The sequence below is a fragment of the Niabella sp. ZPM-14 genome, from assembly GCF_055693045.2.
Genome location: NZ_CM181148.1, coordinates 3,598,223 through 3,612,538 on the forward strand (window position 1 = coordinate 3,598,223; position 14,316 = coordinate 3,612,538).

Here is a 14,316-nt window from a genome sequence, read left to right on the forward strand (position 1 = left end):
CGATCATAACTAAACTATACATCATGTCACGTCTGAACACTAAATTGAAAAGATTTTATCCCATTATATTTTTACTTTTCTTTTCTATACTTTATCAAAAGGCTTTTAGTCAGGGGCAATCATCGCAGAATCCTATCGTAATTGGTAATTATACAGCCGGTGGAACATACGTGTATAATGATAGCCGGAATAATAGTGGTTATGGAAACAATTACGGACAGCCATCCGAAGATATTTATTACCAAATTTCTTTCAGCAATACAGCTGACCTGAGCATATCTACTTGCGGTTCGACGTTTGATACCTATATCCATTTATTAAATAGTAATGGAACGTTGCTCGAAAGCAATGATGACAATGGGCCTCTTTGTAGTGGTACCCAGTCTTCAATACAAAGTACTGGATTAGCTGCTGGTACCTATTACATAATTGCGGAAGGGTATGGCAGTAATACGGGTACTGTCAGTTTGAATGTAAGTTCTGTTGTGCAAGGAGCGCCACCATCGTCAAACATTGTATCGATAGCCTCCGCCGACAAAAACTTCATCTACTCTCAAACGATACTTAAGGATAACGTAAAGACGCAATCCGATCTAAATGCACTCTCGGCTGACGATGTAAGAGCTGAGGTGAAATATTTTGATGGTTTAAGCCGGCCTATACAAAATATAGCTGTAAAAGCTGCCCCCGATGGCAGAGATATAATAACTCCAATTGCCTACGACGGATACGGCAGGGAAGACAAAAAGTATCTGCCTTTCGCTGCTGCTGGGAGCGGTGGCATGTACCGCTCAACAGCGGTGAATGATCAGGCATCTTTTTACTCAGTAGACCAAGGCTCAATTCCGATTATACCTAACCCTTTTTCGCATACATTATTTGACGCTTCTCCGATTGACCGACCCTTAGAAATTGGCGCCCCTGGATTAGCATCAAAAATAGGAAGCAACCACTCAGTTAAAATGAGTTATGGTGTTAACGCTGCCAACGAAATACGATTATGGAACATAAGTAATAGCGGTGCCTCTAATATGGGCGCTGTAACTTCAGGTTATTATGGAGCCGGACAGCTGTATAAAAACACTACCTATGATGAAAACAGAAATAGCGTAGTCGAGTATAAAAATAAAGAGGGGCAATTGATCTGCAAAAAGGTACAAGATGGAGGAACCGAAACATCGCCAGTATACATGACTACAGAATACATATATGATGATTTCAATCATCTCGCTTATGTTGTAACGCCAGCCTTAGAGGCAATAACAAAGTTTATAGAAACCGACCAAAACTTTTTAAGTTACATATATGCTTATCACTATGATGAAGAGGGTAGGTTAATCGAAAAGAAAATACCCGGCGCTGGATGGGTATATACGATTTACAATAATCTGGACCAGACAGTATTTTCCCAGGATAGTGAGCAGCGTAATCGAAATGTTTGGAGTTTCTTTAAGTATGATCTGTTAGGAAGGGTAATTCTGAAAGGTGAGCATACCACAGCGGTGGGGACCACCAGGAGCGGCCTGCAAACAGTGGTAAATAGTACCTTAAAACCCGCCGGAACCACTGAATTGTATGAGATATTTACTGGCACTTCTGGTGCCAATAATATGGGTTATAGCAACAATACCTTACCTAAAACAAATTTTAAAATATTTACTGCTAACTATTATGATGACTATACCGTGTTAAATATCGCCAACCCCTACACAGCGTTTTTTAAAATGCCAAACGGCACGGCCAGTGAAAGCCAGCGTACCAAAGGCTTACCAACGGTGACTGCTACAAATATACTAGGGACAACCACATACTTATATACAGCTACTTACTATACAGATGATAAAGCCAGAGTCAGTAAAGTTGTAAAGCAGCACCAATTGAGTGGTGTAGACGTAACGACAAGCACTTATAATTTTATGGGTGACTTGACAGTCAGTACAAGGCAACACTATAGCAATAACAATACATCTAGTCCTGCGCTTACCATAACTCGCACTAATCAATACGACCATCCAGGGAGAATAATCCAGGCTACCGAAACCATTAACAGCCAGACACCCACAAGTATTATATATACCTATAACGCTGTAGGACAGTTAGAAACGAAATCGGTAGGTGGTCAGGTTATCAGCTATAAATATAATTCCAGGGGGTGGCTTAAAGAGCAAGGTTCTACATTATTCACCCAGCAGTTAAAATATGATGACGCGCCTTCTCCTCAATATAATGGTAATATAGGACAGCAATTGTGGAGAACCGGAAGCGCTACTGGCATATTGCACAGTTATAACTACAATTATGACCGAGCCAATCGCCTGACCAGCGGCATCAGCGATGAAGGGTATAATGAAACCGGTATTCAATACGACAAAATGGGGAATATAAAGACCCTCGTGAGGCAGAATGCTGCGTCCCCCATCGGTACAGGAACATTAAGCTATAATTATGGTAGTAAAGGCAACCAACTCCAAAGTGTAAGTGGAGGCTATTCTAGAACCTACACATATAATACCAATGGCAGCATGACAAGTGATGGACAGATAGCGTTGCAATACAATGAGATTAATTTACCAAGACAGGCGAATACGCCTTCTGGACTAGTCAAATACACGTATGACGCGAAGGGAAATAAACTTGCCAAGGAAACGACCAGTGAAACTCGGCATTATATAGACGGTATACAGTATATTAAAAACTCTACGTTTGCCATACCAGCAATAGAAATTATTCGTGCTGAAGAAGGAGTCATCAGAAATAATAGTGGGACTTATAGTTATGAATATTTTTTGAAAGACCATTTAGGAAATACAAGAGTTGTGTTTAATAGTTCTGGTATTATCCAGCAAACTACCTACCTGCCATTTGGTATGGAAGTAATGAACGGTAATCTCTCCAACAAGTATCTTTATAATGGTAAGGAAAAACAGGAGGAGCTGCATCAGTACGACTATGGCGCCCGGTTTTATGATCCCATAATAGGTAGGTGGCATGTAGAAGATCCATTAGCCGAGCAAATGCGCCGGCATAGTGTATATAATTATGCCTTCAACAATCCCATCAGGTTTATCGATCCGGATGGCATGAGTCCTTATTTATCAAGAGGTCAGATTATGAGTGCGGCCTGGTCCTCCTCTGGCGTACATGGAAGTAATTGGGGCATGGGATTTTATCTGGATCGTGGGGCAATAGCGGCAGGTGAGCAAGCTTTGCTAGAAGCAGCGCGGTTTGGTTTACAGACGGCATTACTAGGAGGCTTTAGTGGTTTGGGGAGAAGTGGAATATCTGCTTCGTCTCGGGCTGCTGCAATTCGCAACACTGAGGGTGTATTTGCTGCACGTGCTGCTTCTGTTGAGGCTGCCGAAAGGGCTTTTTATGAACAAACCGCTGCACGTGCTGCTGCTATCAGAACGCAACAGGCTGAATTTAGTGTGGTGTTAAGTAACGTTAGTGCACAGCAGGTTCGGACTGTTGGCGTTGAACTTTCAAAAAATATCGAATATAGTTTTGCTTATGCTAAGAATTATACAAGTTTTGGATCAAATGCTGCTAAAGCGGGAGAAATGACTGTTTATCGTGTTTTTGGTGGTGACGCGAGAGCTGAGGGTTTTTCATGGACTACGACACATCCAAATTCGGTGAGCAATTTCAGAAACTTAGCAGGTCTCCCATCTGGAGGTGCAAGCGGTGCAACTAACACTGCTGAATTTATGCTACAAGGGAAGGTGAATGCTAGTGATATTATTAAGTTTAGAAAAGCCTTGCCATTAGATGGAAATATTGGCGGACTCCCTGAATATATAATTAACCCTGAAAATGTTAGAATTACAAATTTCTCAGTGCTTAAACCATAATTTTTAAAAGATGGATAATCAATATAAAGGCATGACGGTAAATGAGCGACTTTATGTAAGTGGTCTGATGGAAAAATTTGACAAAGCCGTAGGAGAAAAGGATGTTCCTGAAGTGATATTAATTCTTAAGCAAGTTGAAATTACTGATGAGTCTTTAACAACGGCAATTTTAGAAGAATTGGGCTTAGTAGAAAAACTGTGAGAAAATTTTTAGGGTTGTTGTGCTACAAGTGCTGCAAAGGGGGGGTGACGACAGTTGGACGTTGGATGTCTCAAGGGGAATATGCAATACCACTTTAGGGGGTAAAATAGGAAGTGATGGTATTGTAAGTGTCCCTAAAAAACAGACAGTTTAAAGTAAGAGCGATTAATTAATTTTAAACTGTAAAAGATGAAAAAGACAAGATTCACAGAAACGCAAATTGTTTGCGCATTAAAACGCCAGGAAGGCGGTATTCCGACTAAAGAACTCTGTCGTGAGTTGGGTATATCAGAAGCGACATTTTACAATTGGAAGAGTAAATATGGAGGGATGGAAGCTTCTGATGTAAAGCGTATGAAAGAACTGGAAGAGGAGAATGCCCGGTTAAAACGCATGTATGCTAACCTGGCTATGGATAACGAGATATTAAGGGATCTATTCACAAAAAAAGGCTGGGCCCTGCCACCAAAAGGCAACTAAGCGAGGAGCTTGTGAGGGAGCGAAAAATACCGGTGAGCCGGGCCTGCAAAATAGTTTCATTACCCCGTTCTCAGTATTATTATGCGTCTGTAAAGAATGATTCAGACGTAATAGAAGCCTTACAGGAGTTGGCCTTTGCCTACCCATCGTATGGATTTCGAAAGCTCTTTGCTTATTTGCGCCGCTCGGGTAAGGCTTGGAATCATAAGCGAGTGTACCGTGTTTATAAGTTATTAAAGCTTAACAAAAAACGAAAAGGGAAAAGACGTTTAACCGCACGTGTAAAGCAGCCGTTGCAGCAACAGACAGAAGTGAATAAAACATGGAGTATGGATTTTATGAGTGATAGCATGACCGGCAATCGTAGGTTCAGAACATTCAATGTGATGGATGACTGTAGCAGGGAGGTATTAGCGATTGAAGTTGACACTTCCATATCTTCAAAACGGGTAATCCGCATATTGGACAGGGTTATTGAAGTCAATGGAACACCAGAAGTAATTAGGGTGGATAATGGTCCGGAGTTTACTTCAAAAGACTTTCAATTATGGGCTAAAGAAAAGGGAATCCATATTCAATATATCCAGCCCGGAAGGCCTATGCAGAACGGATATATAGAACGTTTTAATCGTCTTTACCGCGAAGCGGTATTGGATGCTTACCTGTTCTTTGATCTTGGCCAGGTAAGGGAGCTAACGCAGCAATGGATGGAAGAATATAATTATAAAAGGCCACATGAATCACTCGGTAATCTTACACCTGTTGAATACAAAATATTGGCTGGTGAAAAGAAAAACGCCCAACCAATAACTGTCTGAAATATGGGGTACTTACAACAAATCTTTCATCCTTTTTTTGTGAGCATTTCACGCAGTTTTTACCAGGGCAAGCGCATCCAATTTTAAAAAAAATCCCACTGGGTTTCTTTTTTAAATGATTTTAGTAATCAAAAATGACCGTCGCTACATACCAAAATATCGTTAGGGCCGAAAAATAGAGCAAGCTTACAGTTGAGCACTTAAAATTATCTTTGAATTTCATCCGAAATCCGTTTCGGTATGTCAAATTTTGGCGTCTGAAGTGCATTTGAGTAAAAAAGAAGGCATTCTTGCCCAATTTAGATGCGTTTGCCCTGAGTTATGCCTCCATTCATTTCGGGTACCGGTCACAAATAATTACATTTGCTAATATGCAAAAGAACTTATCATCCGCTTCGGCGGGGTTGCGATTTCGCGAAGCCATGCAAAAAGAGCACCCCTTGCAGATCGTGGGTGCCATCAATGCCAATCATGCTTTGTTGGCAACGCAGGCCGGATTCAACGCCATTTATTTATCCGGGGGCGGCGTTGCTGCGGGATCATTAGGCGTGCCTGACCTGGGCATTACCACATTAGAGGATGTGTTGACCGATATTTACAGGATCACTAATGTGACCGATACACCGCTGCTGGTCGATGTAGACACAGGGTTTGGAACTTCGGCATTTAATATCGAAAGAACGGTGAAATCGCTGATCAAAGCGGGCGCCGCTGCGCTTCATATTGAGGACCAGGTGGGAGCGAAAAGATGTGGTCACCGGCCGGGCAAAGAAATTGTGTCAAAGGAAGAGATGGTAGACCGGCTGAAAGCCGCGGCTGATGCGCGTTTCGATGAACATTTTGTAATCGGCGCACGTACCGATGCCCTGGCAAACGAAGGACTTGACAAGACGCTGGAACGCGTGGCGGCCTACAAAGAAGCTGGCGCTGATTTCATTTTTGCAGAGGCAGTTACGGATCTGTCTTACTATCAGAAATTCGCGGATGCATCCGGACTTCCCGTTTTGGCAAACATTACAGAGTTTGGCATGACGCCATTATACACGGTTGAGCAGTTGCGCGAGGCAGGTGTGGGCCTGGTATTATATCCCTTATCGGCGTTCCGGGCGGCTAACAAAGCCGCGCAAAATGTATACCATACAATCCGGCAGAAAGGCACACAACAAGACGTCTTGGACACCATGCAGACGCGGCAGGAATTATACGAGAGTATCAATTACTATCAATACGAAAAGAAGTTAGACGAACTCTTCAAAAAATAACAACGATGCAAACCAAAGAAACAAGCACATTCAAACCTAAAAAAAGCGTTGCGCTTTCCGGCGTAGCGGCCGGTAACACGGCGCTTTGTACGGTAGGTAAAAGCGGAAATGATCTGCATTACAGGGGATATGATATCAATGACCTGGCAGAGAAAGCGAGTTTCGAAGAAGTAGCTCATTTGCTGATCCATGAAAAATTACCCACCGCCCCGCAACTGAAAGCCTACCAGGCCAAATTAAAATCACTTCGGGGATTACCGGAGATCATCAAGAAAGTGCTGATGCAGATCCCGGCCGCGGCTCACCCCATGGATGTGCTGCGAACCTACACCTCTGTCCTGGGAACCATTCTTCCTGAAAGGGAAGACCACAACGTGGCGGGCGCCCGGGATATCGCGGACAAGTTGCTGGCTTCATTATCGTCAGCGCTGCTGTTCTGGTACCACTATTCACACAACGGGAAGCAGATAGAAGTTGAAACCGACGATGACACCATCGGCGGTCATTTTCTTCATTTACTGCATGGTTCGAAGCCTTCAGAAAGCTGGATACAGGCGATGCAGATCTCTTTGAACCTTTATGCGGAGCACGAGTTCAATGCTTCCACTTTCACCGGCCGTGTGATCGCGGGTACCGCTTCAGATATATATTCGGCGGTTACAGGAGCGATCGGTGCTTTGCGTGGACCTAAACACGGAGGCGCTAATGAAGTAGCTTTCGATATCCAAAGCCGGTACGTCGATGCAGACGCTGCCGAAGCAGATATCAAAGCAAGATTGGAAAAGAAAGAAGTGATCATCGGTTTTGGTCACCCGGTATATACTATTGCAGATCCGAGGAATGTCATTATTAAGAAGGTCGCGCAGCGACTGTCGGCAGAGGCCGGCGACATGCAACTTTATTCTATTGCGGAAAGATTGGAAAAGGTGATGTGGGATGAGAAAAAAATGTTTCCCAATCTTGATTGGTTTTCTGCGGTGGCCTATCATATCATGGGCGTGCCTACGGCGATGTTCACACCTTTATTTGTAGTGTCGCGGGTAACCGGGTGGAGTGCGCATATCATCGAACAACGGCAGGATGGAAAGATCATTCGTCCCAGTGCCAATTATAACGGACCGGAGCATCTTAATTTTGTGACTATAGACCATAGACAATAGACCATGGTCTCCTTACCAACATATAAATTTTTCAACTACTAATGTCATCACACATCTCCAATGAAAGGCCGCAGCCAGACAAGGTTTTAGCGGATATTGCTGACTATGTTCTTCACTACGAAATCAAAAGTGATCTGGCCTTACAAACAGCTCATTATTGTTTGCTCGATACCCTGGGCTGCGGCTTTGAAGCGTTGACTTATCCGGCTTGTACCAAGTTGCTCGGTCCGATCGTGAAGGGGACAGTAGTTCCTAACGGAGCAAAAGTACCGGGGACGGATTACCAGTTGGATCCCGTTCAGGCGGCTTTTAACATTGGCGCCATCATCCGTTGGTTAGATTTTAACGATACCTGGCTTGCGGCAGAATGGGGACACCCTTCCGATAACCTCGGTGGTATCCTGGCAACGGCCGATTGGTTGTCGCGCACTTATATCGCCGAAGGCAAACAGCCTTTAACGATGTTGCAGGTATTGCATGCCATGGTAATGGCACACGAGATACAAGGCGTGCTGGCTCTGGAGAATTCGTTTAACCGCGTGGGACTGGATCATGTGATTCTGGTAAAAGTGGCGTCCACAGCGGTTGTCGGGAAACTATTGGGATTGAATCGTGATGAATTGATCAATGCGATTTCGCTGGCTTTTGTAGATGGGCAATCGTTACGTACCTATCGTCATGCACCCAACACCGGCAGCCGGAAATCCTGGGCGGCGGGCGATGCTACTTCGAGGGCGGTGCGACTGGCGCTGATTGCGCAAACCGGTGAAATGGGCTATCCATCGGTCCTTACAGCGAAGACCTGGGGTTTTTATGATGTGTCTTTCAAAGGCAACCCCTTTTCCTTCCAGCGCGATTACGGTACTTACGTGATGGAGCATATCCTGTTTAAGATCTCTTTTCCTGCCGAGTTTCACTCCCAAACAGCTGTGGAAGCCGCAATGACTCTTCATGAGCAACTGGGTGCTATGGGAAAAAACAGCGATGATATCCAGCGGATCATCATCAGGACGCATGAAGCGGCGATTCGCATTATTGATAAAAAGGGACCATTGAACAACCCGGCTGACCGCGACCATTGCATTCAATATATGGTCGCTGTTCCTTTGATCTACGGGCGTCTTACGGCGGCTGACTATGAAGATGAGGTGGCGGCAGATCCACGCATCGATCAGCTTCGAGATAAAATATTCTGCGTAGAAGATGCACAGTTTACCTACGACTATCACGATCCGGAAAAGAGATCGATCGCGAATGCGCTTACTATAGAACTCAAAGATGGAACGATCCTTCCGGAGGTAATTGTTGAATACCCGATCGGGCACAAACGGAGACGTGAAGAGGGGATTCCGAAGCTGATCGAAAAATTCAAGATCAATACGGCGAGGATCTTTGATGCAGCACAGCAGCAGCGTATTTTAGAAGCCAGTCTCCACTATGATAAGGTCGCAGGTATGACGGTGAATGAATTTGTGGATCTGATGGTGAAGTAAAATGACGTTTCTCCATGACGGAAGCCTGTTAAGTACTTATAATACCCGATTTTTGCAAACAACAACTGTTTAGGTATTGCATGTTATCCGCACCATATTTTTGGCTGCTTTAAGTTTGCTGTTATTTTCAAAGACCTACGGGCAGCGCCCCGCTCAGAGCAATCTGAGGCAGCATTCTGTTGCCGTTAACAGCGCGTCGCCGACGCGACTGGACAGCCTCAGCATTGTGCCCGGTAGCTTTAGTATTGAAGGCGTCGACAGCAGTCAATATACCATTGATTATGTGAATGCCACGCTACGTTGGAAGCAGGCACCGGCCCTTGAATCCGTGAACGTTACTTACAGGGTGTTCTCCTTCAAGCTGAACGCCTCCGTGCAACGCATGAATTATGATAGCCTGATCTTGTATTCCACGGCGCCCATCAGGGCGCCGGCACCGGAAAATAATCAGCGCAACCTGTTTAATTTCGGTAATATCAACGCGCAGGGAAGCTTTGGCAGGCAGATCGGGTTTGGCAATAACCAGGATGTAGTGCTGAACTCTAACCTGAACATACAACTTAGCGGGATGCTTGCAGACAGCATTGAGCTGCAGGCTGCTATTACCGACAACAACGTACCGATACAGCCCGACGGTAATACCCAGCAATTGAATGAATTTGATGAAGTCTATATCCGCTTCAAAAAGAATAACTGGCAACTGAACATAGGGGATATGGATCTGCGCGAAGGGCGTAATTATTTTTTAAAATTTTATAAGCGGCTGCAAGGTATTTCGTTCCAGACCATCAATAAGCTAACTCCGGGTATACAGTCCAATACATTGGTCAGCGGATCAATTGCTAAAGGTAAATTTACCCGCAACGTGTTCCAGGGACTGGAAGGAAACCAGGGCCCCTACCGGCTTTCGGGCGCTAACGACGAAGTGTTTTTTATTGTGCTCGCCAATACCGAGCGGGTATTCATCGATGGAGAACTGCAAAAAAGGGGGGAAGACCAGGACTATGTGATCAATTACAACACGGCCGAAATTACGTTCACACCGCGCCGAATGATCACCAAAGACAGCCGCATCCAGGTAGAGTTCGAATATGCCGACCGGAATTTTTTAAACACCAATGTTTACGCCAACCAGGAATTTGACTTTAATAAAAAAGTGAAACTGCGCGTAGGATATTTCAGCAATAGTGACGCCAAGAATTCTTCGATCAACCAGGTGTTGGATACGCGGCAAAAGCAATTCCTTTTTGATGTGGGTGATAGTATTCAAAACGCTTTTTATCCTTCTGCCTTGTTAGACACCCTGACGCCGGGCAAGATCCTGTATGAGCGGGTTTATGATACGGTCGATAATGTAGTCGATTCCTTTTACCGGTATTCCACTGATCCGGAAACCGCCAGGTATAACCTGGCTTTCACAGATGTAGGATTTGGCCGCGGGGATTATGTGCCGGACAATGGAAATGCCAACGGGAAAGTGTTCGTCTACAGGGCGCCACTGAACGGTGTGAGGCAGGGGAACTACGACCCGGTGGTGTTGCTGGTAGCGCCAAGGAAGCAACAGGTACTGACACTGGGCGTTGATTACAATATTACTTCCAATACGACTTTGAAAACGGAAGTGGCGACGAGCAAGTATGATGTCAATACATTGTCTTCCCTACATGACGGTGATGATAACGGCTATGCCGCCAAGGTTAACCTCACTAACACTCAATTGCTGCGTGAAAAAAATAAGCTGAGCCTGGTCAGTTCGCTGGATTATGAATATGTTCAACAACGATTTCAACCTCTCGAGCGGTTGCGGGATGTGGAGTTTTCGAGGGATTGGGGACTGCCATTGGTGGCACAAAGGGCGGATGAAAATATTATAAAAGCATCGGTAGGCTTGCTGGGTGACAACGGAAACCAGCTGCAATACCAGTTCACCAACTACAATAGAAGCGACCGCTACCGGGGATTTCAAAATTCTTTAACCCAGTTAACCGCCTGGAAGAACTGGGGTTTCAACAATCAGTTTGTGTTAACCAACTATGAAACGGATACCTACAAAGGATATTTTTTCAGACCCGTTATTGATATCAGTAAAAAATTGCCCTGGCTGGATAACTGGGTAATTGGTGGTAAATACACGCTTGAAGAAAATTTTAATAAAAGAAAAGCGAATGACTCCCTGGACTTCACTTCATTTTCATTCGACACATACACGGCATACCTAAGATCCGATCCGCAGCGGCAGAACCGGTATGGCATCAACTTTTATACGAGGAGCGATAAATACCCCATCGGTAAGCAATTGGTGCGCGGCGATCGAAGTTATAATCTGAATTTGCAGGCCGAACTGTTGTCCAACGCGAACCGGCAATTTTATCTGAACACCACATTCAGGAAGTTAAAAGTGTATGACAACAAGGTAAGCAGCCAGACCGAGGATAATACGGTGCTGGCGCGGGCGGAATACCAGATGAACGAATGGAACGGCTTTTTAAATGGAAATATTTTATACGAGGTAGGTTCCGGGCAGGAGCAGAGGCGGGAATACGCCTATCTTGAAGTGCCCGCGGGTACCGGGCAATACACCTGGATCGATTACAATGAAGACGGGGTGCAGCAGCTGAATGAATTTGAGTTAGCCGTTTTCGTGGATCAGGCGCGCTTCATACGGATTTTTACACCTACCAATGAATATATAAAAGCCAATTACACTACGCTGAATTATAGCTTCAACATTACGCCGCAGCAACTGTGGCGGAACAAGGATTTGTCCGGCTCAAAGAAGTTCATCTCAAAATTCATTTTTACCACTTCCTTGCAGATATCTAAAAAATCGCTGGCAGAGGGAGCATTTGAGTTCAATCCTTTCGAATACGGACTCTCGGATAGCAATCTGATTACTTTGAACACCGTGCTGGCCAATACCGTTTCCTTCAACCGGCAAAGCACCAAATGGGGTGTCGATATCAGCAATCTTCGCAACAATGGTAAAGCATTCCTGACCTATGGCTATGAAACGAGGCAACTGAATGACTGGACGCTGAAGTACCGGCATTTCCTATCCCGATCGTTTACGCTCAACATCAATATGCTTAAAGGCGTTACAGCTTTATACACCGACGATAGATTATTTGATAACCGCAACTATGAAGTAAAGCGCAATAATGCGGAGACGCTGTTATCCTTCATCCGGGGAACGTCTTTCCGCGTTACTACTGGTTATAAATACGAAGTGAAAAACAACGCTCCTTCATACGGTGGACAAGAAGCGGTGTCCAACGCGTTGACCGCCGAAACAAAATACAATATTTTGCAAAGCGCGTCATTGACCGGAAGGTTTACTTACAACGGGCTGAAGTATACAGCCGCAGAAGCCAACGCCGCGCAAAGCACGATTGGCTATGTGATGCTGGACGGTTTGCTGCCGGGCACTAACTTGCTATGGAACCTTCAGCTGACCAAACGATTGCTCAACAACCTGGAGCTTAATTTTCAGTACGATGGGCGGAAGCCGGGCAACACGAGAACAATTCATACAGGCAGGGCGAGTTTAACGGCGATATTTTAATGGAGGTGTTTAAAGAAGAACAATGGGCAATGGACAATAAGCAATAAGCAATAAGCAATATGCGAGGGGTAGGCATTTTGGATAGACGAAGGCGATATTTAACGTAGCGTATGATGTTAAAATCGATTTTTTTAGAAGAAAGTAGTCTGATGTTAAGAATACCTCTAAAATTAAAAGCATGGATTGGACAATACTAAAATCAGAAAAGGATTACACAAGGCTGCAACGCGTATGCGTGAGTTATTTGACACCGAGCCGGGTACAAAAGAATATGATGAGCTGTCCTTATTGATATGGCTGATTGATGATTATGACCGGAAAAAATATCCGGTGCAACAGGTAGATGTATTGGAAATAATTAAGATAAAATGGCCGAGCTGGGTTTGAAGAACAAAGACCTCGAACCAGTCATCGGTAGTAAAAGTTATGTTTTTCTGTTTTATCGGGGCGCAGAGAAATTACACTAAAAATGGCGCGCAAGCTGAAAGATTATTTCAATCTGCCTGCCGAATTATTCTTAGCCTCCTGATCTTTTTAAATAAAAAACCTTCGATCATGATCGAAGGTTTTTTAGAAATATGATGTACTATTTTTGACTATTTTTTCAGCACTTCAGCCATTGTCTTGCCAATATCAGCCGGGCTGCTTACTACGTGAATACCACACTCGCTCATGATCTTCATTTTCGCTTCAGCTGTGTCGTCTGCACCACCTACGATCGCACCTGCATGGCCCATTCTGCGGCCGGGAGGTGCTGTTTGGCCGGCGATAAAGCCCACCACTGGTTTTTTATTGCCGGTTGCTTTGATCCAGTTCGCAGCTTCGGCTTCCATGCCTCCGCCGATCTCACCGATCATCACGATGGCATCTGTTTCAGGATCGTTCATTAATAATTCTACAGCTTCTTTAGTAGGTGTCCCGATGATAGGGTCGCCACCAATTCCAATAGCAGTGCTGATACCGAGGCCCGCTTTCGCCACCTGGTCAGCCGCTTCATAAGTCAATGTTCCGGACTTGCTCACAATACCAATACGTCCCTCTTTAAATACAAACCCTGGCATGATGCCTACTTTACAAGCACCTGCAGTGATCACACCCGGACAGTTAGGTCCGATCAATCTTGTGTTGGTCCCCTGCAAATAGTTTTTCACTTTTACCATATCCTGAACAGGAATGCCTTCGGTGATACATACTACGAGGTTAATGCCTGCGTCAGCCGCTTCCATGATTGCATCTGCAGCAAATGCAGGAGGTACGAAAATGATACTTACGTTAGCATTTGTTTCTTTCACAGCGTCAGCCACGGTGTTGAACACGGGGCGGTCCAGGTGGGTAGTGCCGCCTTTGTTAGGTGTAACTCCTCCAACCACATTGGTCCCGTACTCGATCATTTGTGTAGCATGGAAAGTGCCTTCCGTTCCTGTAAAGCCCTGTACTAAAACTTTAGAATCTTTATTTACTAATACTGCCATTTTATAGTTTTTTCTG

General features: G+C 44.6%; 9 protein-coding genes. 8 read left to right on the forward strand and 1 reads right to left on the reverse strand.

The window, feature by feature from the left end; genetic code table 11:
- Positions 1 to 23 precede the first annotated feature (23 nt).
- From ACU37H_RS15330 to ACU37H_RS15365, 8 genes are all read left to right on the forward strand, one after another.
- On the forward strand, positions 24 to 3,851 hold the full coding sequence (locus tag ACU37H_RS15330) for a DUF6443 domain-containing protein (protein WP_472706125.1): 3,828 nt from the start codon (positions 24 to 26) through the stop codon (positions 3,849 to 3,851).
- Positions 3,852 to 3,861: 10 nt separating this feature from the next.
- Positions 3,862 to 4,053, forward strand: a complete 192-nt coding sequence (locus ACU37H_RS15335; RefSeq protein WP_472706123.1) for a hypothetical protein — start codon at positions 3,862 to 3,864, stop codon at positions 4,051 to 4,053.
- Between the two features lie 189 nt (positions 4,054 to 4,242).
- A protein-coding gene (locus tag ACU37H_RS15340) for an IS3 family transposase (protein ID WP_494407563.1) occupies positions 4,243 to 5,351 on the forward strand; the annotation gives its coding sequence in 2 pieces (ribosomal slippage) (positions 4,243 to 4,495 and positions 4,495 to 5,351; 1,110 coding nt in all).
- A gap of 371 nt (positions 5,352 to 5,722) precedes the next feature.
- On the forward strand, positions 5,723 to 6,613 hold the full coding sequence (gene prpB / locus ACU37H_RS15345; protein WP_472705480.1) for a methylisocitrate lyase: 891 nt from the start codon (positions 5,723 to 5,725) through the stop codon (positions 6,611 to 6,613).
- 5 nt (positions 6,614 to 6,618) lie between these two features.
- Entirely contained in the window at positions 6,619 to 7,773 is a 1,155-nt protein-coding gene (gene prpC, locus ACU37H_RS15350; RefSeq protein ID WP_472705478.1) for a bifunctional 2-methylcitrate synthase/citrate synthase, read from the forward strand.
- Between the two features lie 41 nt (positions 7,774 to 7,814).
- Positions 7,815 to 9,266, forward strand: coding sequence for a bifunctional 2-methylcitrate dehydratase/aconitate hydratase (locus ACU37H_RS15355; protein ID WP_472705476.1), 1,452 nt, complete (start codon positions 7,815 to 7,817; stop codon positions 9,264 to 9,266).
- 100 nt (positions 9,267 to 9,366) lie between these two features.
- Positions 9,367 to 12,828, forward strand: coding sequence for a DUF8818 domain-containing protein (locus tag ACU37H_RS15360; protein ID WP_472705475.1), 3,462 nt, complete (start codon positions 9,367 to 9,369; stop codon positions 12,826 to 12,828).
- A gap of 183 nt (positions 12,829 to 13,011) precedes the next feature.
- The gene (locus tag ACU37H_RS15365) at positions 13,012 to 13,215 is read left to right on the forward strand and encodes a hypothetical protein (protein ID WP_472705473.1); all 204 of its coding nucleotides are present in this window, start codon (positions 13,012 to 13,014) and stop codon (positions 13,213 to 13,215) included.
- Positions 13,216 to 13,424: 209 nt separating this feature from the next.
- On the opposite strand, the gene sucD is transcribed toward ACU37H_RS15365, so the two are convergent.
- Entirely contained in the window at positions 13,425 to 14,300 is an 876-nt protein-coding gene (gene sucD, locus ACU37H_RS15370; protein ID WP_472705471.1) for a succinate--CoA ligase subunit alpha, read from the reverse strand.
- Positions 14,301 to 14,316 lie beyond the last annotated feature (16 nt).

What these genes read in the sequence shown, in the direction of transcription:
- ACU37H_RS15330 (WP_472706125.1), top strand. Translation starts at nt 24, where the DNA reads ATGTCACGTCTGAACACTAAATTGAAAAGATTTTATCCCATTATATTT.
- ACU37H_RS15335 (WP_472706123.1), top strand. Translation starts at nt 3,862, where the DNA reads ATGGATAATCAATATAAAGGCATGACGGTAAATGAGCGACTTTATGTA.
- prpB (WP_472705480.1), top strand. Translation starts at nt 5,723, where the DNA reads ATGCAAAAGAACTTATCATCCGCTTCGGCGGGGTTGCGATTTCGCGAA.
- prpC (WP_472705478.1), top strand. Translation starts at nt 6,619, where the DNA reads ATGCAAACCAAAGAAACAAGCACATTCAAACCTAAAAAAAGCGTTGCG.
- ACU37H_RS15355 (WP_472705476.1), top strand. Translation starts at nt 7,815, where the DNA reads ATGTCATCACACATCTCCAATGAAAGGCCGCAGCCAGACAAGGTTTTA.
- sucD (WP_472705471.1), bottom strand. Translation starts at nt 14,300, where the DNA reads ATGGCAGTATTAGTAAATAAAGATTCTAAAGTTTTAGTACAGGGCTTT.